Annotated in this window: 24 protein-coding genes; 6 read left to right on the top strand and 18 right to left on the bottom strand. The window is 67.4% G+C overall.

What is annotated here, in order from left to right; all coding sequences use genetic code 11:
• Positions 1-24 precede the first annotated feature (24 nt).
• From J0I99_RS15105 to J0I99_RS15090, 4 genes are all read left to right on the top strand, one after another.
• Positions 25-783: an SDR family oxidoreductase gene (locus J0I99_RS15105; RefSeq protein WP_291398482.1), complete on the top strand. Its 759-nt coding sequence runs from the start codon at positions 25-27 to the stop codon at positions 781-783.
• Positions 784-941: 158 nt separating this feature from the next.
• The gene (gene lpdA / locus J0I99_RS15100) at positions 942-2348 is read left to right on the top strand and encodes a dihydrolipoyl dehydrogenase (protein ID WP_291398481.1); all 1407 of its coding nucleotides are present in this window, start codon (positions 942-944) and stop codon (positions 2346-2348) included.
• Positions 2349-2377: 29 nt separating this feature from the next.
• Positions 2378-2659: a nucleotidyltransferase domain-containing protein gene (locus J0I99_RS15095; RefSeq protein WP_291398480.1), complete on the top strand. Its 282-nt coding sequence runs from the start codon at positions 2378-2380 to the stop codon at positions 2657-2659.
• Complete coding sequence (locus J0I99_RS15090) at positions 2659-3021, top strand: HepT-like ribonuclease domain-containing protein (RefSeq protein ID WP_291393360.1); 363 nt, start codon at positions 2659-2661, stop codon at positions 3019-3021. The genes J0I99_RS15095 and J0I99_RS15090 overlap by 1 nt, the downstream gene beginning before the upstream one ends.
• A 17-nt stretch (positions 3022-3038) precedes the next feature.
• Here the strand turns inward: J0I99_RS15090 and J0I99_RS15085 are convergent, their stop codons facing one another.
• Both J0I99_RS15085 and J0I99_RS15080 read right to left on the bottom strand, forming a co-directional pair.
• The gene (locus J0I99_RS15085) at positions 3039-4019 is read right to left on the bottom strand and encodes a DMT family transporter (RefSeq protein ID WP_291393358.1); all 981 of its coding nucleotides are present in this window, start codon (positions 4017-4019) and stop codon (positions 3039-3041) included.
• 366 nt (positions 4020-4385) lie between these two features.
• Complete coding sequence (locus tag J0I99_RS15080) at positions 4386-5312, bottom strand: tyrosine recombinase XerC (RefSeq protein ID WP_291393356.1); 927 nt, start codon at positions 5310-5312, stop codon at positions 4386-4388.
• Between the two features lie 147 nt (positions 5313-5459).
• Here J0I99_RS15080 and J0I99_RS15075 point away from each other — a divergent pair, with 147 nt between their 5' ends.
• Entirely contained in the window at positions 5460-5780 is a 321-nt protein-coding gene (locus J0I99_RS15075) for a hypothetical protein (RefSeq protein ID WP_291393354.1), read from the top strand.
• A 63-nt stretch (positions 5781-5843) separates the two neighbouring features.
• Positions 5844-6509 carry a L,D-transpeptidase gene (locus J0I99_RS15070; RefSeq protein ID WP_291398479.1) on the top strand — a complete coding sequence of 222 codons (666 nt, stop codon included), beginning with the start codon at positions 5844-5846 and terminating at the stop codon, positions 6507-6509.
• A gap of 56 nt (positions 6510-6565) precedes the next feature.
• Here the strand turns inward: J0I99_RS15070 and odhB are convergent, their stop codons facing one another.
• The 16 genes from odhB to sdhC all read right to left on the bottom strand — a co-directional run bounded on the left by odhB (position 6566) and on the right by sdhC (position 21892).
• Complete coding sequence (gene odhB / locus J0I99_RS15065) at positions 6566-7858, bottom strand: 2-oxoglutarate dehydrogenase complex dihydrolipoyllysine-residue succinyltransferase (protein WP_291398478.1); 1293 nt, start codon at positions 7856-7858, stop codon at positions 6566-6568.
• A gap of 81 nt (positions 7859-7939) precedes the next feature.
• Positions 7940-10936 carry a 2-oxoglutarate dehydrogenase E1 component gene (locus tag J0I99_RS15060; RefSeq protein WP_291398477.1) on the bottom strand — a complete coding sequence of 999 codons (2997 nt, stop codon included), beginning with the start codon at positions 10934-10936 and terminating at the stop codon, positions 7940-7942.
• 157 nt (positions 10937-11093) lie between these two features.
• Positions 11094-12002 (bottom strand): succinate--CoA ligase subunit alpha, encoded by a 909-nt coding sequence (gene sucD / locus J0I99_RS15055; protein ID WP_291398476.1) that lies wholly within the window; start codon positions 12000-12002, stop codon positions 11094-11096.
• Positions 12003-12040: 38 nt separating this feature from the next.
• The gene (locus J0I99_RS15050) at positions 12041-12694 is read right to left on the bottom strand and encodes a hypothetical protein (RefSeq protein WP_291393349.1); all 654 of its coding nucleotides are present in this window, start codon (positions 12692-12694) and stop codon (positions 12041-12043) included.
• Entirely contained in the window at positions 12694-13893 is a 1200-nt protein-coding gene (gene sucC / locus J0I99_RS15045; protein WP_291398475.1) for an ADP-forming succinate--CoA ligase subunit beta, read from the bottom strand. Before sucC ends, J0I99_RS15050 begins: the two co-directional genes overlap by 1 nt.
• A gap of 188 nt (positions 13894-14081) precedes the next feature.
• Positions 14082-15044: a malate dehydrogenase gene (mdh, locus tag J0I99_RS15040; RefSeq protein WP_291398474.1), complete on the bottom strand. Its 963-nt coding sequence runs from the start codon at positions 15042-15044 to the stop codon at positions 14082-14084.
• 70 nt (positions 15045-15114) lie between these two features.
• Positions 15115-16293 carry a cell division protein ZapE gene (zapE, locus tag J0I99_RS15035; protein WP_291398473.1) on the bottom strand — a complete coding sequence of 393 codons (1179 nt, stop codon included), beginning with the start codon at positions 16291-16293 and terminating at the stop codon, positions 15115-15117.
• A 3-nt stretch (positions 16294-16296) separates the two neighbouring features.
• Positions 16297-16932, bottom strand: a complete 636-nt coding sequence (locus J0I99_RS15030) for an AprI/Inh family metalloprotease inhibitor (protein WP_291398472.1) — start codon at positions 16930-16932, stop codon at positions 16297-16299.
• 278 nt (positions 16933-17210) lie between these two features.
• Positions 17211-17390: a hypothetical protein gene (locus J0I99_RS15025; protein WP_291389655.1), complete on the bottom strand. Its 180-nt coding sequence runs from the start codon at positions 17388-17390 to the stop codon at positions 17211-17213.
• A gap of 46 nt (positions 17391-17436) precedes the next feature.
• Positions 17437-18219 carry a succinate dehydrogenase iron-sulfur subunit gene (locus tag J0I99_RS15020; protein WP_291398471.1) on the bottom strand — a complete coding sequence of 261 codons (783 nt, stop codon included), beginning with the start codon at positions 18217-18219 and terminating at the stop codon, positions 17437-17439.
• Positions 18220-18229: 10 nt separating this feature from the next.
• Positions 18230-18556, bottom strand: a complete 327-nt coding sequence (locus J0I99_RS15015) for a hypothetical protein (RefSeq protein WP_291398470.1) — start codon at positions 18554-18556, stop codon at positions 18230-18232.
• A gap of 8 nt (positions 18557-18564) precedes the next feature.
• Complete coding sequence (locus tag J0I99_RS15010) at positions 18565-18855, bottom strand: hypothetical protein (protein ID WP_291398469.1); 291 nt, start codon at positions 18853-18855, stop codon at positions 18565-18567.
• A gap of 17 nt (positions 18856-18872) precedes the next feature.
• Positions 18873-19301, bottom strand: coding sequence for a DUF3052 domain-containing protein (locus J0I99_RS15005; RefSeq protein ID WP_291398468.1), 429 nt, complete (start codon positions 19299-19301; stop codon positions 18873-18875).
• The gene (gene sdhA, locus J0I99_RS15000; protein ID WP_291398467.1) at positions 19301-21112 is read right to left on the bottom strand and encodes a succinate dehydrogenase flavoprotein subunit; all 1812 of its coding nucleotides are present in this window, start codon (positions 21110-21112) and stop codon (positions 19301-19303) included. Before sdhA ends, J0I99_RS15005 begins: the two co-directional genes overlap by 1 nt.
• Positions 21113-21116: 4 nt before the next feature.
• A complete protein-coding gene (gene sdhD / locus J0I99_RS14995; protein WP_291398466.1) occupies positions 21117-21509 on the bottom strand; it encodes a succinate dehydrogenase, hydrophobic membrane anchor protein in 393 nt (130 codons plus the stop codon).
• Entirely contained in the window at positions 21506-21892 is a 387-nt protein-coding gene (gene sdhC / locus J0I99_RS14990) for a succinate dehydrogenase, cytochrome b556 subunit (RefSeq protein WP_291398465.1), read from the bottom strand. Before sdhC ends, sdhD begins: the two co-directional genes overlap by 4 nt.
• Positions 21893-22186: the final 294 nt, after the last annotated feature.

Below are 22186 nucleotides of genomic sequence, written 5' to 3'. Positions count from 1 at the left end.
GCTCTCCCAAACGGGAGGAAAATCATGGCCGAACAGGTCCTTGTCGTCACCGGCGGCAGCCGCGGCATCGGCGCGGCCGTCGCCCGGCTCGCCGCCGCGCGCGGCTATGGCGTGGTGCTCAACTATCTCGGCAACGTCGCGGCGGCCGAGGCCGTCTGCGCCACCATCCATGCCGCCGGCGGCGAGGCCGTGGCCGTGCGCGGCGATGTCGGGCGCGAGGAGGACATCGAGCACATCTTCCGCGCCGCCGACCGCATGGGGCCGCTCAGGGCCCTGGTCAACAATGCCGGCATGATCGCCCCCGTCGCCCGCCTCGATGCCATGGAGCCCGACCGCATCGCCGAGATCCTGCGCGTCAACGTGCTCGGCACCATGCTCTGCTCGGCCGCCGCGGTGCGACGCATGTCGACCCGACACGGCGGCAAGGGCGGCGGCATCGTCAACCTCAGCTCGGCCGCCGCCAAGCTCGGCGCTCCTGGCGCCTATCTCGACTACGCCGCGTCCAAGGGCGCCATCGATACCTTCACCGTCGGCCTCGCCGTCGAGGTCGCGGGAGAAGGCATCCGTGTCAACGGCGTGCGCCCCGGCATCATCGATACCGACTTTCACGCCCAGGGCGGCGAGCCCGACCGGGTCCAGCGCCTCGCCTCCACCATCCCGATGGGCCGCCCCGGCACGGCGGATGAGGTGGCGCAGACCATCCTGTGGCTGCTCTCCGAGGACGCCTCCTACGTCACCGGCACCACCCTCGCCGTCACCGGCGGCCGCGCCGTCGTACCGTGACCCAATGCACCACCCGACGATTCATGCGGATTTTGCATGGCGCCTCGCCACGAGGGGTTTCATCCGCAAGCCGGGTGGTTTAACCCGTTCTTGGGCCTTATATCGGCAGCGGACGGCGCCCGGGGCTGGGAGGCCGCACAGAGCTTCTCGGAGACATCATGGCGGACATTTTCGACCTCACGGTAATCGGCTCGGGCCCCGGCGGCTATGTCGCTGCCATCCGCGCCGCGCAGCTGGGCATGAAGGTCGCCGTGGTCGAGAAATGGCCGACCTTCGGCGGCACCTGCCTCAACATCGGCTGCATTCCGTCCAAGGCCATGCTGCATGCCTCCGAGCTCTTTGACGAGGCGGGCCACCAGTTCCGCCAGTTCGGCATCGACGTGACGCCGCAGCTGAACCTCAAGCAGATGCTGCAGCACCAGGCCGATACCGTTGCCGCCAACGTCGGCGGCGTCGAATTCCTGTTCAAGAAGAACAAGATCACCACCTTCCGCGGCACCGGCTCCATCCCTGCCGCAGGCAAGGTGCTGGTGACGCCCGAGACCGGCGCACCCACCACCATCGAGGCCCGCAACATCATCATCGCCACCGGCTCGGCGCCGGTCAGCCTGCCCGGCATCGAGATCGACGAGGACAGGGTCGTCTCCTCGACCGGCGCGCTCGCCTTCAAGGACGTACCCCGGCGCCTGCTGGTCATCGGCGGCGGCATCATCGGGCTCGAGCTCGGCTCGGTCTGGGGCCGCCTCGGCGCCAAGGTGCAGGTCGTCGAGTTCCTCGACCGCATCCTGCCCGGCCTCGACAGCGAGGCCGCCCGCCAGATGCAGCGCACGCTGCAGAAGCAGGGCATCGAGTTCAGGCTTTCGACCAAGGTCACCGCCATCGACAAGCAGGCCGACGGCTCGCTGCGCGCCCGCCTCGAGCCCGCCGCCGGCGGCGAGGCGAGCTATGCCGAGGCCGATGCGGTGCTGGTCGCCGTCGGCCGCAAGCCGACCACCGAGGGCCTCGGCCTCGAGGGCGCCGGCGTGGCGCTCGACGAGCGCGGCCGCGTCCGTATCGATGCCCAGTTCCGGACCAACGTGCCCGGCATCTACGCCATCGGCGACGTCGTCGCCGGCCCCATGCTGGCCCACAAGGCCATGGACGAGGGCCATGCCGTCGCCGAGATCATTGCCGGCCAGAAGCCGCACGTGAACTACGGCCTCATCCCCTCGGTCATGTACACCAGCCCGGAAGTGGCCTGGGTCGGCAAGTCCGAGGACGAGCTCAAGGCCGCCGGCATCGAGTACAAGACCGGCAAGTTCCCCTTCACCGCCAACGGCCGCGCCAAGGCCATGCTGGCGACGCAGGGCTACGTGAAGATTCTCGCCGACGTCGCCACCGACCGCGTGCTCGGCGCCCAGATCATTTCGAGGAACGCCGGCGAGATGATCCACGAGATCGCCGTGCTGATGGAGTTCTCCGGCTCCGCCGAAGACCTCGGCCGCACCACCCACGCCCACCCCACGCTCAGCGAAGCGATCAAGGAAGCCGCGCTGATGTGCGGAGACGGGGCGATCCACATCTGACGCCCATGAGGAACATCGCCCGCGACGCATTGCTGAACGAGTTGCGGGCGCTCCGGCCTCGGCTCGAGCGTCGCGGGGTGGTGCACATCGCATTGTTCGGCTCGCGCGCGCGGCGCGACAACCGACCCGACAGCGATGTCGACCTCATCGTCGACATCGATGAACGGCTTCCCTTCTCTTTGATCGACCTCGTCGGGGTGACCCATGAGGTCGAGGACCGGCTTGGGCTTCCTGCCAACCTGTTTGTTCGACGCAGCCTCGAACCAGGCTTCGCAGCCGAAGCCGCCCGCGAACAGGTTCCGGTGTTCTGATGGCCGATCGCTCTGTATTCCGCGTCCGCGACGTGAAGCAGAGCATTCTGGCAATCCGGCAGCTCCTGGAGAACCAGACATTCGACTCCATGTACGCCGACGTCGTCGTCAGGGCTGCCTTCGAACGGTTTCTCGAAATCCTCAGTGAGGCGTCGCGATCTATCCCGGATCAGTGGAAGCACGAATACGGCCCGGCCATACCGTGGCGCCAGGTAGGGGACCTCGGCAACGTCCTGCGGCACGCCTATCATCGCACCGACGCAAGGATGCTCTGGGAGGTATACAAGAACGACCTCACGCCGCTTGAGCTAGTCATCGATGCCATGCTCGCAGCACACAACACACCAGAGCGCGACAACTAGGCCGGTCGCCGCGGGCTTCAGGCGGTACTCTCCTCCAGCACCTTCACCTTCGGCTTCTCCCGGCGCGTGAACAGCCACACCCCGCCCAGCACCAGCACCGTGCCCAGCGCGTGCCAGGGCGTGAACGCCTCGCCCAGGATGAAGATCGCGAGCCCCACCGTCACCAGCGGTGAGATATTGCCGATGATCGCCGTGCGCTCCGGCCCGATCAGCCCGATGGCGCCCGAGATGCAATAGGCCGGCACCACGGTCGAGATCGTTCCGATCGCCAGCATCAGCAGGAAGCCGTTGCCGGTCACCGCCAGTGCGCCGACCGGGTGTGTGGCAAGGAAGTGCGTCACCACCGCCGGCCCGGCCGCGCTCATCGCGATCGAGGTGAACAGTTCCGCCCCGAGCCGGTCGATCAGCGGCTTGGCCATGATCTGGTAGGCCGCGTAGGCCACCGCCGAGCCGAACACCAGGCCGGCCCCGAGCAGCACGTCGTCGCCCTCGATCGCCATGTCGTGCGCGAAGATCATGGCAATGCCGGCGTAGCTGACGACCAGCGCCCCGGCCATCGGCCCGGTGATCCGGCGCCGGAAGAACACCGCGCCGAACAGCACCACGAAGAACGGATAGGTGAGCAGGATCAGCCGGTCGAGCTGCGCCGAAATGTAGCCGAGCGCCGCGAAATCGAGATAGCTCGCGACGTAGTAGCCGATGACGCCGACGCCCAGCGTCTGGGCCAGCACCGGCAGGGTCAGCGCCGGCGGCGCGCCGGCCGGCGTCGCGGCGAGCTTGCGCCGGTAGGTGATGATGCCGACGGTAAGGAAGATCGGCACCGCGACGATCATGCGCCAGGTCAGCGTCGTCACCGGGTCGATGCCCTCGGCGAGCGCCAGCTTGATCACGATGCCCTTGGTGGCAAAGAACGCCGCCCCCGCGAGGGCAAGCGCGAAGCCGGCCCAGGCATGGTTGCGGTAGTCGAAGCGAGTGGAAGAGGCGGCGTCGGAAGACATCTTGGCGGGTCCGGTTTTGGCCCTGCCATCAGATCACCGGTTCATCCCGCGCCTGATGGCGGGGCCGGTGAGCGTCGAAGGGTCAGATACGAGCCGTCGCGTCCCGGTCCCCGAAGGGCCGAAGGCAGGTTTTGCCGATAATTAGGATGCAAGCGGACATGCCGCGATAGGTACGCCGCCGCCCTGCCCCAGTAAAGGGCGACGAACAGTGAACGCTGCGTTCGTTGTCCGCTCAATGGGGGGTTGGGGCCTCCTTCTTCCCTTGAGCAGAAGGTGACGCGAAGCGCCGGATGAGGGGTCCCGCATCGCGACGCGATGCGCGCTCGAAGCGAAGCGCCGAGCGACATGGCGCACGCCTGCCAGTCCTCACGCCCGCGGGTGCGCCGCCCGGTAGGCCTCGAGCAGCCGCTCGGTATCCACGGCCGTATAGATCTGCGTCGTCGACAGCGACGCGTGGCCCAGCAGTTCCTGGATCGTCCTGAGGTCCCCGCCCCGGCCGAGCAGGTGGGTGGCAAAGCTGTGCCGCAGCGCGTGCGGCGTCGCCGACGGCGGCAGCCCCAGCGCGCCGCGCAACTGCTGCATCCTGAGCTGGATCAGCCGCGGCGACAGCACGCCGCCCTTCTTGCCGCGGAACAGCGGTTCGTCCGGCCCCGGCGTGTAGGGCGAGAGCCCGAGATAGGTGTCGATCGCCCGTCGGACGGCTGCGATCAGCGGCACGATCCGCGTCTTGCCGCCCTTGCCGGTAACCCGCAGCGCGCTCGCCTCGAGGTCCGACCGGGTCACCGCCAGCGCCTCGGAGATGCGCAAGCCGGCCCCGTAGCACAGCGAGATCACTGCCATGTCGCGCGCCGCCACCCACGGCGTATCTTCCAGCTCGTCCGTAGCGCTGATCGTCGCCTTGGCCTCGATCACGGTCAGCGCCCTGGGCAGGCCTCGCGCCTGCCGCGGGGTGCGGATGGTGTTGAGCGCCTCGGTGGCCAGCACCCCCTCGCGCTCGAGAAAGCCGAAGAAGCTCTTCAGCGCCGACAGTTCCCGCGCCAGTGAGCGCGACCCCAGCCCCTCGTTCCGCCGCGCCGCCAGGAACGCCCGCACATCGGCCGCCCGCAGTTCGCCGAGCATCCTGACCGACACCTCCCCGCCCATGTGGCGCGACAGGAATCGCACGAACTGCCCGAGGTCGCCGACATAGGCCTCGAGCGTCCTGGGCGCCAGCCGCCGCACCGCCATGAGCTCACGCTGCCAGTTGGCGATCTGGGCGGAGAGTTCGGCGTCGGCGTGCGCGGCGTAGGTCATGGCGCGAACGTGCGCCCGTCCCGGTTAGGATTCGGCAAACGCATCTGTTGCCAATATGCATCACCCGCCGGCTCACGGCGCCGTGCCCGCTCACGCGCGCGTGAGGCGCCCTTTGCCTGCCGCATTCGCAGGGTTATCGCGCTGGTCATGCATCGATTGCTCTCCCTGCTCGCGATTCTCGTGGCGCTGCTGGCTCTTGTCAGCCCCAGCGTCGCCACCGGCCTGTGCGTCGCCCATGGCGGCCCCCAGGCCGTGAGCGTTGCTGCCGATGACGCCAGCGTTCCCCTGCCCAACCCCTGCGACATGCAGGGCGGCAAGCGCGTCTTGCCCGATCGGCCGCATCTCGATCGCATCGCCGTCGAGCTGACCCGGGCCACGGTTTCGCAATGGGCCCGCGGCCTCGCCGACCAGCTCCTGCGCGACGGGCTCGCCGCGGCGACGGAACTTCCCCCGCCCCGTCTGGGTTAGCCGCCCGCCACCACCCTCCTCCCTGACCCAAAGCGGCCTCGTGCCGCCCGAGAGACATTTGCCATGACTGACCTCGTTCTCGGCCGCCGCGCCCTGCTCGCCGGTGCCGCCAGCCTCGCCGCCCTCGCCCTCGCCGGTTGCGCCGCCACTGGCGCGCCCCGGCTCGAGGCCGAGACCGCCCGCATCCCGGACGACGTGCTCGCCATGTATGCGGCGCTGCCCGAGGAGCGCTTCCCGATCCCGGCCGCCCGCATCGACCTCGTCGAGCCGCAGTTCTGGCGCCAGGTCGTGCCCGACCCGACCGGCGAGCGTCCGGGCACCATCGTCGTCGATACGGCGAACCGCTTCCTCTACCTCGTCCGCGACGACGGCATGGCGATGCGCTACGGCGTCGGCATCGGCCGCGACGGCTTCACCTGGTCGGGCCGCGGCGTCGTCCAGTTCAAGCGCGAATGGCCGACCTGGACGCCGCCCAGCGAGATGATCGCCCGCCAGCCCGAGCTCGAACCCTATCGCCACGGCATGCAGCCGAGCCTCGAGAACCCGCTCGGGGCCCGCGCGCTCTACATCTTCAAGGATGGTCGCGACACGATCTACCGCGTGCACGGGGCCATGGACGCCCGCACCATCGGCAAGGCGATCTCGTCGGGCTGCGTGCGGCTGCTCAACCAGGATGTCATTGACCTCTACCAGCGCGTCCCGTCGGGCTCGCCCATCGTAGTCATCTGACAGCAAAAGGGGCCCGCCACCGGCGAGCCCCCTGAACGTCGTCCTGCGGCCTCGTCTCAGAGATCGAGGACCAGCCGCTCCGGCGCCTCGAGGCTTTCCTTGACGCGCACCAGGAACGTCACCGCTTCCTTGCCGTCGACGATGCGGTGGTCATAGCTCAGCGCCAGGTACATCATCGGGCGGATGACGATCTGGCCGCCGACGACCACCGGCCGCTCCTGGATCTTGTGCATGCCCAGGATGCCCGACTGCGGCGCGTTGAGGATCGGCGTCGACATCAGCGAGCCGTAGACGCCGCCATTGGTGATGGTGAAGGTGCCGCCCTGCATGTCGGCCATCGACAGCGCGCCGTCGCGGGCGAGCTTGCCGAGCCGGCCGATTTCCTTCTCGATCTCGGCGATCGACTTCAAATCGGCGTCGCGCACCACCGGCACCACGAGGCCTTTGTCGGTGCCCACGGCGATCCCCATGTGGACGTAGTTCTTGTAGATCAGGTCGTCGCCGTCGATTTCGGCATTCACCGACGGGATTTCCTTCAGCGCGTGCGTCACCGCCTTGGTGAAGAAGCCCATGAAGCCGAGCTTCACGCCGTGCTTCTTCTCGAACAGGTCCTTGTACTGGGCCCGAAGGTCCATCACCGGCTTCATGTCCACCTCGTTGAAGGTGGTCAGCATGGCGGCGGTGTTCTGGGCTTCCTTCAGCCGGCGCGCGATGGTCTGGCGCAGGCGGGTCATCTTGACCCGCTCCTCGCGGCCTTCGTCGGCGGCGGCGACGGGCCCGCGCGCCTGGGCCGGCACGGGCGCCGGGGCCGGTGCGGGCTTCGCGGCGGGCGCGACCGCCGGGGCGGCGACCGCCACGGCCGGAGCGACCGCAGGCGCCGGCCTCGCCATCGCGGCCAGCACGTCTTCCTTGAGGATCTGGCCGCGCTTGCCCGAGCCGCTGATGTCGGCTTCGTTCAGGTTGCCCTCGGCGATCAGCTTGGCAGCGCTCGGGGCCGGCGGTACGGACGCGCCGTTGCCGCCTGCCGGCTTGGACGCCGGCGCCGCGACGGCGGCCGGCTGCGCTGCCTCGGCCGGCTTGGCCGGTGCCGGCGCCGCGGCAACGGCCGAACCGGCAGCGGCGATGGCCCCGATCAGGGCCCCCACATTGACCGTGTCGCCCGGATTTGCGGTGATCGACTCGAGCACGCCGGCGCTCGGCGCCGGCACCTCGATCGTGACCTTGTCGGTCTCCAGCTCCACCACCGGCTCGTCGGCCGCGACGGTGTCGCCAACCTTCTTGAACCACTGGCCGATCGTCGCTTCGGTGACGCTCTCGCCCAGCGTGGGCACCCGGATGTCAGTCGCCATCAGTTCTGGTCCTTCAACTTGCCGCGCGCTCCCGCGACCCATTAATCTCGGTGGCGGAGCCCTGGCGCCCCGCCGTCGTCGTCATTTTCCCAGCGCCTGCTCGAGGAACTGCTGCAGTTCCTGCAGGTGCTTGCGCATCAGGCCCGTGGCCGTTGCCGCCGACGCCGCGCGACCGGCATAGATCGGGCGGTCGCCGCCGCGGCCCATCTGGTCGAGCACCCAGTCGATATAGGGCTGCACGAAGGCCCAGGCGCCCATATTCTTGGGCTCTTCCTGACACCAGACGATCTCGGCGTTCTTGAACCGGTTGAGCTCGTCCAGCAGGGCCTTGGCCGGGAACGGGTACAGCTGCTCGACCCGCAGCAGGTACACGTCGTTGATGCCGCGCTTCTCGCGCTCCTCGAGCAGGTCGTAATAGACCTTGCCCGAGCACAGCACGACGCGCCGGATATCGGCGTCGGGCGCGAGCTTGATCGTCGTCTTGGGCACGCCCGGCGACTCGGCATCGTCCCAGAGCAGGCGATGGAAGGTCGAATCCGGCCCGAACTCCACCAGGCCCGAGACCGCCTTCTTGTGGCGCAGCAGGGACTTGGGCGTCATCAGGATCAGCGGCTTGCGGAAGTCGCGCTTCATCTGCCGGCGCAGGATGTGGAAGTAGTTCGCCGGCGTCGTGCAGTTGGCGACCTGCATGTTGTCCTCGGCGCACAGCTGCAGGTAGCGCTCGAGGCGCGCCGACGAGTGCTCTGGCCCCTGGCCTTCATAGCCATGCGGCAGCAGCATCACGAGGCCCGACATGCGGAACCACTTGCGTTCGCCCGACGAGATGAACTGGTCGACCACCACCTGGGCGCCGTTGGCGAAGTCGCCGAACTGCGCCTCCCACAGCGTCAGCGTGTTCGGCTCGGCCAGCGAATAGCCGTACTCGAAGCCCAGCACCGCCTCTTCCGAGAGCATCGAGTTGATGACCTCGTAGCGCTCCTGGTTCTCGGCCACGTTGTTGAGCGGCGTGTAGGTCTCGCCGTCGCGCTCCTGGTCGTTGAGCACCGAGTGGCGCTGGCTGAACGTGCCGCGCTCCACGTCCTGGCCCGACAGCCGCACCGGATGGCCCTCGGCGAGCAGCGTGCCGAACGCCAGCGCCTCGCCGGTCGCCCAGTCGATGCCTTCGCCCGACTCGATCGCGGCCAGCCGGTTGTCCATGAACCGCTTCACCGTCTTGTGCACGTTGAAGCCGGCCGGCACCGTCGTCAGCCGCTGGCCGATGCGCGCCAGTTCGGCCACCTCGACGCCGGTGTCGCCGCGGCGCGGGCCCTCGGCATCGGCGCGCTTCAGATCCTTCCACACGCCGTCGAGCCAGTCGGTCTTGTTGGGGCGGAAGTCCTGCCCCGCCTCGAATTCCTTCTCGAGATTGGCGCGCCAGTCGGCCTTCATCCGGTCGACTTCGTCGGCGGTGACCAGGCCCTCGGCGACGAGGCGCTTGGAGTAGATGTCGAGCGTCGTCTCGTGGCCGCGGATCTTGGAATACATCAGCGGCTGGGTGAAGCTCGGCTCGTCGCCTTCGTTATGGCCGAAGCGACGGTAGCAGAACATGTCGATGACCACCGGCTTGCCGAAGCGCTGCCGGTATTCGACCGCCACCTTGGTGGCATAGACCACCGCTTCCGGATCGTCGCCGTTCACATGGAACACCGGCGCCTCGATCATCTTGGCGACGTCGGTCGGGTACGGCGAGGAGCGCGAATACATCGGCGCCGTGGTGAAGCCGATCTGGTTGTTGATGACGAAATGGATCGAGCCGCCGGTGCGGTGCCCCTTGAGGCCGGAAAGCCCCAGGCACTCGGCCACCACGCCCTGGCCGGCAAAGGCCGCGTCGCCATGGATCAGCAGCGGCAGCACCACCGAGCGGTCGGTCTGGCGCGTGTCGACGAGGAAATGCCCGTTGACCGCCGAGCGCTGGTCCTGCTTGGCGCGCGCCTTGCCCAGCACCACCGGATCGACGATCTCGAGATGGCTGGGATTGGCGGTCAGGCTCAGGTGCACCGAATTGCCGTCGAACTCGCGGTCCGCCGAAGCACCCAGGTGGTACTTCACGTCGCCCGAGCCTTCGACTTCCTCGGGATAGAACGCCCCGCCCTTGAACTCGTGGAACAGCGCGCGGTGCGGCTTGGCCAGCACCTGCGTCAGCACGTTGAGGCGCCCGCGATGCGCCATGCCGAGCACGATGTCCTTGACGCCCAGCGCCCCGCCGCGCTTGACGATCTGCTCGAGCGCCGGGATCAGCGCTTCGCCGCCATCGAGCCCGAAGCGCTTGGTGCCGGTATACTTGACGTCGATGAACTTCTCGAAGCCCTCGGCCTCGACCAGCTTGTTGAGGATCGCCTTCTTGCCCTCGGGCGTGAAGGTGATCGACTTGTCCGGGCCCTCGATGCGCTCCTGGATCCACTGCTTGGCCTCGGGATCGGAGATGTGCATGAACTCGACGCCGACCGTCGAGCAGTAGGTGCGCTTGAGGATCTCCAGCATCTGGGGGATCGTCGCGTATTCGAGCCCCAGGTAGTTGTCGATGAAGATCTTGCGGCCGTAGTCGGCCTCGGTGAAGCCGTAGGTCCCGGGATCGAGCTCGGGCGCCGGCTCGTCTTCCTTCATCTTCAGCGGATCGAGGTCGGCATGCAGGTGTCCGCGCATGCGGTAGGCGCGGATCATCATGATGGCGTGGATCGAATCGCGCGTCGCCTGCAGCACGTCGATGGCGCTCGGCGCCGGCGCCTGCTCGGCCCTGGCCTTCTCGACCACGGCCTTCTGCACCTTCACCTGGATTTCGCCCCAGTTGCCGTCGAGCGCCGACACCAGCTCGCCATTGGCGGCCTGCGGCCAGTCGCTGCGCGCCCAGCTCGGGCCCTGCGCGTTCTTCTCGATGTCCTGGGGGGTATCCTCGAGGCGTCCGAAATAGCTGGCCCAAGTCGGGTCGATCGAATTCGGATCCTGCTTGTAGCGGGCATATAGCCCTTCGATATAGTCGGCGTTGCCGCCGTAGAGGAAAGAAGAGAGCAAGAACTGTTCGTTCTTTTCTTGTCGGGTCATGTCCGTCGCAGGGCGTTGGGCCCCGCCATCCTTCTCATGGTGCCCGGGAGTGCTCGACCGGGCCTTGCGCGCACGGGCCTAGATGCCCGCTAAGTCCTTTGTTTGACGTTAAGGCGCGGGGTCTGCCCGCGCCTCGCCATCCGTTCGTAACCCTCGCTCAGCCTTTTAGAACTTCTGCGAGGGTTTGGCCAATTCTGGCAGGGGAACTTGACACCTTGATGCCTGCTGCCTCCATCGCCGCGATCTTGTCCTCGGCGCCGCCCTTACCGCCCGAAATTACGGCGCCAGCATGGCCCATCGTGCGACCCTTGGGAGCGGTGCGCCCGGCGATGAAGCCGGCCATCGGCTTCTTGCGGCCACGCTTGGCCTCGTCGATCAGGAACTGCGCCGCGTCTTCCTCGGCCGAGCCGCCGATCTCGCCGATCATGATGATCGACTTGGTGGCCTCGTCCTTGAGGAACATCTCGAGCACGTCGATGAACTCCGTGCCCTTTACCGGATCGCCGCCGATGCCGACGGCAGTGGTCTGGCCGAGGCCCTCGTTGGTGGTCTGGAACACAGCCTCATAGGTAAGCGTGCCGGAGCGCGAAACAATGCCCACCGAGCCCTTGGAAAAGATCGAGCCCGGCATGATGCCGATCTTGCATTCTTCCGGCGTCAGCACGCCCGGGCAGTTCGGCCCGAGCAGCCGCGACTTCGACTTGTCGAGCCTGGCCTTCACCCGGACCATGTCGAGCACCGGAATGCCCTCGGTGATGCACACGATGAGCGGGATCTCGGCATCGATCGCCTCGATGATCGCGTCGGCCGCGCCCGGCGGCGGCACGTAGATCACCGAAGCGGTCGCCCCGGTGCGCTCCTTGCCCTCGGCCACCGAGGCGAACACCGGCAGCGTCGCCGAGGCATCGAACCCGGACGTCCAGATTTCGCCGGCCTTCTTGGGGTTCACGCCGCCCACCATCCGGGTGCCGTAGTAGGCGAGCGCCTGCTCGGTATGGAACGTGCCGGTCTTGCCGGTCAGCCCCTGCACCAGAACGCGGGTGTCTTTGTTGACGAGGATGGACATGTTCTTCGGACTCGCTCGCTACAGGGGGCTGTCGGCAATCAACAGTAGGGTTCCGGCGCCGGCTCGCCGGCCGGCAGCTCGGAGGTCGAAAAGTTCAGCACGATCCCGGTGAACGGGACCGTCGCGGCGACTTCGCTGCCCTCGGCAACGAAGCTGAGATAGGTGTCGCCGGTGCGCGGCATCGGACAGGGCGGCCCCCAGACGTGGCTGATCGCTCCGCCTTCCTCGCGCGTCGCGCTGATCGGTTGGCCGATCAGGGCCGTCACCGGCTCGGGATCGAGCGGGGCGGTGGCATCGAGATTGTAGAGGTAGCACCCGACCTGCACGAACGGGTCGCTGCCTTCGGAGATCACGGCGCTCGTGCGCGCCACCACGAGATGGTGCGGCAGTCCGCCGAGGTCTCTGCCATAGACCGTCATCTCGTAGGTGGCCTGCAATTCGGGATCGAGGGCCGCCGCTTCGCTCAGCTTGAGCAGTGCCGCCAGTTCCGGATGGACGTCGCGCGCCACCTCGGTCCAGCCCGCCGCCAGCGCCGCATCCCGGCTCGCCTGATAGCTCAGGCGTCCCGGCACGCACGCCGCCTCGAACGCCTTCACGAACGCCGTGTCATAGGCCGTCGGCACCGCGAGCGCGGGCGTGGCTGTGGCGCACAGCGCCACCACACCCATCGCGATCGCGGCCCGTTGCTGCATCAGCCGCGACCCTTCACCGCCGCGACGATCTTCTGCGCCGCGTCGTCGAGGTCGTCGGCGCTGATCACGTCGAGGCCGGACGAATTGAGGATGGCCTTGCCTTCCTTGACGTTGGTGCCTTCGAGGCGCACCACCAGCGGCACCTTGAGGCCGACTTCCTTCACCGCCGCGATCACGCCTTCGGCGATGATGTCGCAGCGCATGATGCCGCCGAAGATGTTGACCAGGATGCCTTTGACGGCCGGGTCGGCGGTGATGATCTTGAACGCCGCCGTCACCTTCTCCTTGCTGGCGCCGCCGCCCACGTCGAGGAAGTTGGCCGGTTCCGCGCCGTAGAGCTTGATGATGTCCATCGTCGCCATGGCGAGGCCGGCGCCGTTGACCATGCAGCCGATATTGCCGTCGAGCGCCACATAGGCGAGGTCGTACTTGGACGCCTCGATCTCCTTGGCGTCCTCCTCGCTGAGGTCGCGGAGCTCGGCCCATTCCGGATGCCGGAAGGCGGCGTTGTTGTCGAAGCTCACCTTGGCGTCGAGCACCCGGACATGGCCGTTCGTCATGACGATCAGCGGGTTGACCTCGAGCAGGCTCATGTCCTTCTCGACGAAGGCGCGATACAGCGCCGGGAACACCAGGCCCGCATCGGTGCGCGCCGCGCCCTCGAGCTTCAGCGCATCTGCGAGCTTTTCGACATCGTCGGTGGTGACGCCGGTCGTCGGGTCGATCGGCACGGTCACGATCTTGTCGGGCGTATGCTCGGCCACCGCCTCGATGTCCATGCCGCCCTCGGTCGAAACCACGAAGGCGACGCGGCCGACGGTGCGGTCGACCAGCAGCGAGCAGTAGAGTTCACGCGCGATGTCGGCGCCGTCCTCGATATAGAGCCGGTTGACCTGCTTGCCGGCCGCGCCGGTCTGCTTGGTCACCAGCGTGTGGCCCAGCATCTCGCGGGCGTTGGCAACCACGTCGGCCACCGACTTGGCGAGCCGCACGCCGCCCTTGGCGTCGGGGCCCAGCTCCTTGAACTTGCCCTTGCCGCGCCCGCCGGCATGGATCTGGCTCTTTACCACATAGAGCGGCCCCGGCAGCTTGGCTGCCGCCGCCTCGGCTTCTTCGGGCTTGAAGATCGCGACGCCCTTGGCCACCGGCAGCCCATAGGTGGCAAGCAGGGCCTTGGCCTGGTGTTCGTGGATGTTCATTGCGCCGTCTCCAGGGACAGATTGGAAGAAGGCCCCCTCACCCGGATTGCTGCGCAATCCGACCTCTCCCCCGAGGGAGAGGTGAGGCTGTGGCAGGTGCTTGCCCCTTCACCACCTCTCCCTTGGGGGAGAGGTCGACGCGAAGCGTCGGGTGAGGGGGCCTTGACCTGCCACATGGGCGGACCGTGTTACGCCAGCTTCGGCGCGATCTTCTTGCACGCCTCGACGAGGCCGTTCACGGCCGCGACCGACTTGTCGAACTGCTTCTGCTCGGACCCCGAGAGCGAAATCTCGACGATCTTCTCCGCGCCGCCGGCGCCGATCAGCACCGGCACGCCGACATAGGTGCCCTTCACGCCGTATTCGCCCTTGAGGAAGGCGGCGCAGGGCAGGATGCGCTTCTTGTCCTTGAGGTAGCTCTCCGCCATCTCGATCGCCGAGGCGGCCGGGGCGTAGAAGGCCGAGCCGGTCTTCAAGAGGCCGACGATCTCGGCGCCGCCGTCACGGGTACGCTGGATGATCTGCTCGAGCTTTTCCTTACTGAGCCAGCCCATCTTGACGAGGTCGGGGAGCGGGATGCCGGCGACGGTCGAGTAGCGCGGCAGCGGCACCATGGTGTCGCCATGGCCGCCCAGCACGAACGCGCTGACGTCCTGCACCGACACGTTCACTTCCTCGGCGATGAAGAAGCGGAAGCGTGCCGAGTCGAGCACGCCGGCCATGCCGACCACCTTGTTGGCGGGCAGGCCCGAGAACTTCTGCAGCGCCCACACCATGGCGTCGAGCGGGTTGGTGATGCAGATGACGAAGGCATCGGGTGCGTACTTGGCGATGCCGGCACCCACCTGCTCCATCACCTTGAGGTTGATCTCGAGCAGGTCGTCGCGGCTCATGCCCGGCTTGCGCGGCACGCCGGCGGTGACGATCACCACGTCGGCGCCGACGATGTCCTTGTATTCCGACGTGCCCTTGAGGGTGGAGTTGAACCCTTCCACCGGGCCGGACTGGCTGAGGTCGAGCGCCTTGCCCTGCGGCACGCCATCCATGATGTCGAACAGGATCACATCGCCCAGCTCCTTGGTGGCGGCCAGGAGCGCCAGAGTGCCACCAATCTGCCCCGCACCGATCAGAGCGATCTTCTTGCGCGCCATCCACGAACCCCGTTTTGCTTATGCTGGAAATTGCGCGCCCCTATTAACCCTCCAGGGTGACGGGGGCAAGTCAGCCGTTTGGCGGTAACGCGCCTGTTTGTGAGGGAGCTGCAGGCGACTGCTCGTTCCGCGGCGCCGCGGCTAGGTACTGGGCCGACTGCATCTCGATCAGCCGCGACACGCAGCGCGCGAACTCGGCCTTCGTCTTGTCGTCCTGCCCGAGTTCGTCGAGCGGCACGGCAAAGCTCGCCGCCAGCTTCACGCCGCGATCATAGAGCGTATCGACCAGGAGGATGAAGCGCTTGGCCGCGTTCGACTGCAGCCGGTCGAACTGCGGCACGTGCTCGACCATCACGGCCTCGTAGGCATGGCTGAGCCTGAGATAGTCGCGCGCCCCCAGCGGCCTGTCGCACAGGTCGGCGAAGTCGAACCGCGCCGCCCCCATCGCCGCGTGAGGCACCGCGATCCGGCGTCCCAGCGATACCAGTTCGGTCGGCTTGCCCGCGAGCCCGCCGGTGAGCCTCAGCCACAGCCGGTCCATCGCCGCATCCACCTCCGGCCCGGTCCCGAAGCGATAGACCGCCTCGCCCTCGAACTTCAGCCGCCGGTAGTCGGTCGGCCCGTCGAGTTCAACCACCTCGGCATGGCGCTTGAGCTCGGCGATGAACGGCAGCACCAGCTGGCGGTTGAGCCCGTTCTCGTAGAGATCGTCCGGCCGCGTGTTGGAGGTCGCAACGATCGTCACCCCGGCCCGGAACAGCCGGTCGAACAGCCGGCCGAGCAGCATGGCGTTGGTGATGTCCTGTACCTGGAACTCGTCGAGGCAGAGCAGCCGCACCTCTTCGAGCAGCGGTTTGGTCACCGCCGCGACGGGGTCGGCGTCCTCCGCCCGGCCCTTGCGCGACTTGCGGAACGCGGCGATCGCCGCGTGCATCTCGTCCATGAACTCATGGAAGTGCACGCGCCGCTTCCGCTCCGTCGGCGCCAGCGAGAAGAACAGGTCCATCAGCATGGTCTTGCCGCGCCCGACCTGCCCGACCAGGTACACCCCGCGCACCGGCTCCGGCCCGCCGAACAGCCCCGACAGCAGCCCGCGCGATCCTTGCGCGCCGAGCTCGGTCGCCACCCGGTCGAGCGCCGCCGCCGCGCGCAGCTGCAAGGGATCGGGCGCCAGTGCCCCGCTCGCGGTCAGCGCCTTCAGCCTGTCGGTGACCGGTGTGCCTGCGGGCCCCTTCCGCCGGCTGGACAAGACCTAGCCGACCATCGAGATGCCCTGGCCCCCGGCCAGGGTGCCGATGAAGCGGTTGCCGGACAGGATCAGCGAGGCGACGATGTCGCCGTTCTCGTCGAACAGCTGCACCTGGCTGCCGACCAGCTGCCAGCTCGAGACCACGTTCAGCCCCTGCATGGCGCAGCCCGGCGTCGAGGCGCGATAGCGCGACGTCCCGGACTTGGTCGTCTGCGTCAGGTTGAGCTTGCACTGCGCGGCGCCCGATACCACGGTCCAGCCGCCCAGGAGCTTTTCCACCGTCAATCCGGTGGTCAGGTCGCGCACCGAACTGGTCGGCACCGCGCCCGGCGCATCGAGCGTCGCGAACGAGCCGTCGGCATTGGCCACCTGCACCGGCTGTCCGATCGTCCCCGGCGCGGCCGCACCGGCCTGACCCGGCACCAGCGGGGCCGGCGCGCCGAGCGAGCCCGGCTGCACCTGCGTGCCCGGCAGGGCGTTCAGGTCGGTGCTGGCGACCGGCGTGTTCTGGATCGGGGTGATGTTCTCGGTATAGGCGGTGCTGGCGGTCGTCACGCCGCTCGACGCGCAGCCGCTCAACGCCAGAGCCGCTGCGGCGAACATCGCGAGGGAAACGCTGGCGCGCTTCGAACTGATCATCGGCCCTGCTCCGCCAATGGTTAAGATGGAGTGACCGGCGATACAGCCTCGATACCGAAGCCGTCAACCGCCAAAGCCCAGCTTCCCCTTGAGCGATACCAATGTGGCAGGTTTAGGGTCCGGGCCGGGGCAACATGGCATGAGGTTGCCTCGAGTTCACGTGACTCCCACCGGGTCATCCCCGCGAAAGCGGGGATCTCTGTTGGCCGCGCGCTCCGAAAACGGAGATTCCCGCTTTCGCGGGAATGACTCCCTGTGTGTTGCGAACGACGGAAAGCCTACCGCCGCAGCATCTCCGCGATCAGCGCTTCGGCCAGCACCTTGCCGTCGGCCGCCTCTTCCTCCGGCAGTTCCACGGCAATGCCCCTGGGTCCGTACACTCCCGGCAGCCCCGGCAGGCCGCTCTCGCCACCCTCCTTGGGATGGAAGCCGTGCGCCCTCAGTGCCGGAATCAGCACGCGCGCGACGGACGGGTCCTCGATCTCGGCAATGGTGACGTACAGCTTATGCGAACTCCCGCTTGACCATCATCTGCTTGATCTCGGCAATCGCCTTGGCCGGGTTCAACCCCTTGGGGCAGACCTTGGCGCAGTTCATGATCGTGTGGCAGCGATAGAGCTTGAACGGATCCTCGAGGTTGTCGAGCCGTTCCGCGGTCGCCTGGTCGCGGCTGTCGATCAGCCAGCGATAGGCCTGCAGCAGCACGGCGGGGCCGAGATACTTCTCGCCGTTCCACCAGTACGAGGGGCACGAAGTCGAGCAGCAGGCGCACAGGATGCATTCGTAGAGGCCGTCGAGCTTGGCCCGGTCGTCGCGCGACTGCAGCCATTCCTTCTCGGGGGTCGGCGAGGTCGTCTTCAGCCACGGCTGGATCGAGCGGTGCTGGTCGTAGAAGGTGGTGAGGTCGGTGACGAGGTCCTTGACCACCGGCATGTGCGGCAGCGGATAGACGCTGATGTGGCCCGCAAAATCGTCCATGCCCTTGGTGCAGGCGAGCGTATTGGCGCCCCCGATGTTCATCGAGCACGAGCCGCAGATGCCCTCGCGGCACGAGCGGCGCAGCGTCAGCGTGGGGTCGACCTTGTTCTTGATCCACAGCAGTCCGTCGAGCACCATCGGCCCGCAATCGTCGAGATCGACGAAATAGGTATCGAGCCGCGGGTTCTCGCCGCTGTCCGGATCGAACCGGTAGATCCGATATTCCTTGAGCCGCGTTGCGCCCGCCGGTTTCGCCCAGGTCTTGCCGGGCACGATCCGCGAGTTCTTGGGGAGGGTCAGTTCGGCCATTGGCTGGCTCCTACACGATCTTGCAGGTCTGCAGCGCCGCTGCAGACGTCTGGGTGACGGCGATCACGTCGTTGGCGCTCACATTGCCGATGACGGCGGGGTCGAGCAGCTTGGCCGGGTCGGTCTGCGCATAGGCCGCGAGCCGCATCAGCTCGGGCTTCAGTTTGCTCTGCAGTTCCTTCGCATAGCACTGGCAGCTCTCCGCCGTGGTGTGCGGGATCTTGGCACAGGCATCGGCCACCTGCTGCGCTTCAGGCGACAGGCCGCAGGCGCCGAGCATGAGCGTGGCAAGGGCTCCGGCGATCAGTCCCGTGGCTTTGGGCAGGGGGTTCGACACGTTACGCCTCAGTAGTTCGGCTTGCAGACCTGGTTGGATTTGGCGACGTAGGCGTTATAGGCCTTGTAGCTGTCCTCCGGCGGCGACTTGCCCTTCATCGAGGCGATGACCAGCGCCATGAATTCCGAATCGATCAGCGTCATCGCCGCGTCGGCCTTGCAGGTGCAGAGCGCATTGTCCTGTGCGATCCCCATGCAGGTCTTGTAGAATTCTGCCTTCTGCGCCTCGGTCGGCGCCGCCGCGAGCGCCCCGCCCGCCATCACGCCCAGCGCCATCAGCGCCACCAGAACCTGCTTCATCGCCTTCGCCCCGTTCCTCACCGCAACTCCTTGCGGATCATCAGTTTCAAACCCGACCACACGTCGCTGACCGCGGCCACCTTGATATCGACCAGCCCGATCGGCAGCACCACTTCCCGGATCACATCTTCGGTGATGTCGGTCGGCACCTTGCTTGCCTTCTTCGGCCACGAGATCCAGATCGTCCCGTTCCGGTCGATCGCTTCCATCAGCGGCCGCGCATTGTCCTCGAGCACCCCGCGCGACGCGGTGAAGCCATGGACGAAATCCCAGCCCGTTGACCCGCGCCAGCCGTCCCAACCAGCATCGCGTACTTCCGCAAACGCTCGCGAGCCCTTGAGCTCACCCAGTTCCGCCGGCAACCCCACGAACAGCACCCGTTGCCCATCCTTGAGCCCAAGCTTCTGCGGCAGCGGCGTGCCGGAATAGCCGGGCGCCGACGACATCAGTACACCCGGGCCTTCGGCGCGATCTTCTTGAGGCTGATGCCGCCCTCGCTCTCCGGCGTCAGCGGATCGACGTGCACCGGCCGGTAGCCGAGCGTCACCTTGCCCGTCGCTGCGTCGACCCAGCTCAGCGTGTGCTTGCGCCACTCGACGTCGTCGCGGCTCGGGAAATCCTCGCGCGCGTGGGCGCCGCGACTCTCGTGCCGGGCCTCGGCCGAAACCACCGTGGTCGCGGCGCAAGCCATCAGGTTCTCGAGTTCCAGCGTCTCGACGAGGTCCGAATTCCAGATCATCGAGCGATCCGAGACCTTGAGGTCATCGAGCGCCCCCCACAGTTCGCCGATCCGGCGCACGCCCGACTGCAGCGTCTCGGCCGTGCGGAACACCGCCGCGTCTTCCTGCATGATGCGCTGCATCTTCTCGCGCACCACCGCCGTCGGCGAGCCCCCATTGGCGTGCCGCAACCGGTCGAAGCGGGCCAGGATGCGCTCGTCCTCGGACCTGCTCGCCGCCGGCACCATTGCGCCCTTGTCGACCACCTTGGCGGCACGCAGCGCTGCCGCCCGCCCGAACACCACGAGGTCGGTCAGCGAGTTCGAGCCGAGCCGGTTGGCGCCGTGCACCGAGGCGCAGGCCGCTTCGCCCGCCGCCATCAGGCCGGGCACGATGCGATCCGGATCGCCCGCGACGGGGTTCAGCACTTCGCCGTGATAGTTCGCGGGGATGCCGCCCATGTTGTAGTGCACCGTCGGCAGCACCGGGATCGGCTCGCGCGTCAGGTCGACGCCGGCGAAGATCTTGGCCGATTCCGTAATGCCCGGCAGCCGCTCGTGCAGCACCTTGGGGTCGAGATGGTCGAGATGGAGGAAGATGTGGTCCTTCTTCGGCCCGACACCCCGGCCCTCGCGGATCTCGATCGTCATGCAGCGTGAAACCACGTCGCGAGACGCCAGGTCCTTGGCGTTCGGTGCATAGCGCTCCATGAAGCGCTCGCCCTCGGAATTGGTGAGATAGCCGCCCTCGCCGCGCGCGCCCTCGGTGATCAGCACGCCCGCGCCATAGACGCCGGTGGGGTGGAACTGCACGAACTCCATGTCCTGCAGCGGCAGCCCGGCCCGGGCCACCATGCCGTTGCCGTCGCCGGTGCAGGTATGGGCCGAGGTCGCCGAGAAATAGGCGCGGCCATAGCCGCCCGTCGCCAACACCACCAGCTTGGCACGGAAGCGATGCAGCGTCCCGTCATCGAGCTTCCACGCCATCACGCCCTGGCACGAGCCGTCGGCGCCCATGATCAGGTCAAGCGCGAAATACTCGATGAAGAACTGCGCGTTGTTGCGCAACGATTGCCCGTACAGGGTGTGCAGGATGGCATGGCCGGTGCGGTCGGCCGCGGCGCAGGTGCGCTGCACCGGCGGGCCGTCGCCGAATTCGGTCATGTGGCCGCCGAACGGCCGCTGGTAGATCTTGCCTTCCTCGGTGCGCGAGAACGGCACGCCGTAGTGCTCGAGCTCGTAGATCGCGGCCGGCGCCTCGCGCGCCAGGTATTCCATGGCGTCATTGTCGCCCAGCCAGTCCGACCCCTTCACGGTGTCGTACATGTGCCACTGCCAGTTGTCGGGGCCCATGTTGGAAAGCGAAGCGGCGATACCGCCCTGCGCCGCGACGGTATGCGAGCGGGTCGGGAACACCTTGGTGATGCAGGCGGTGTTAAGCCCCTGCTCGGCCATGCCGAGCGTGGCGCGCAGGCCGGCGCCGCCAGCACCGACGATGACCACGTCGAATTCGTGGTCGATGATCTCGTAAGCGGCCATGCGGCTAACCCCAGAAGACGAGCTTGATGAGGGCGCCCAGCGCCGCCACCACGAAGAACCCGGTGAACACGTTGTTGGCCAGCATTTCCGGCCCGTGCTCGCCCTTGTCGAAATAGTCCTCGATCACGTCGCGCATGCCGTTGCGCATGTGGATCGCGACATTGACCACCAGCAGCGCCAGCCCGATCGCGACGAACGGGTTGCGCACGAGACCGATCATTTCGGCCGGCGCCTTGCCCGCGAGGGACACGACGAACCACACGACGAACAGCGTGAAGACGATGTTCAGCGCGCCGGTGACGCGCTGGGTGATGAAGTGCCGCGTCGAGGCCCTGGCATTGCCATAGTGCGTCGACGGCGTCTGGATCTGCGCCTGGGTCGGCTTTTCTGCGCTCATTTGAACCACACGAAGATTGCCCACACGACGAGCGTCAGCAGGATCGAGGCGCCCAGTTGCAGCCGCACCGCCAGTTCGCGCCCGGCCGGGTCCATCGCCTTGGTCAGGTCCCAGACGAAATGCCGGACGCCGCCCAGCATGTGGTGGAACAGTACCCAGGTGTAGCCGAACAGCACGAGCTGCCCGAGCCAGGTGCCGAACAGCCATGTGACGAAGTCGAAGAATCCGCCGCCCAGCGCCGCCCCGGCCAGCCACAGCACCAGCAGCAGCGTGCCGCCATAGAGCGCGATGCCGGTCGCGCGGTGCACGATCGACATCGTCATGGTGAGGGTGAACCGATAGATCGACAGATGCGGCGAAAGCGGCCGTGAAGTGGGAGCCATGCTGATCTCGCGCCTCGCCCGCCGGAGGGAGGATGGCGGGCGTTCCAGTTTTGGAATGGTTCGAGACTTCTAGCGGCGCTTTGCCCGAAGGTCAAAGGCCCAGCCTATGCCTTCGATTGGGCTTTCGTTCTAGGGCTCCACCGGTCTCGCCCCCACCGGGGTCATCCGGATCAGGGGCGGGGTTCGAACGCGTCCGGCGCGGCCCGCAGCGCCTCGAGTGCGAGCACCAGGCTCAACACCCGCGCGCTGCGGTAGCCGGACGCTGTCGTGGCGGACGAAAGCACCGACGGCACG

Origin of the sequence: Devosia sp. (assembly GCF_017307495.1) — a bacterium.
GTDB lineage: Bacteria > Pseudomonadota > Alphaproteobacteria > Rhizobiales > Devosiaceae > Devosia_A.
The sequence above is the reverse complement of the archived record's forward strand: the minus strand, read 5'-3'. Positions and strand labels throughout refer to the sequence as shown.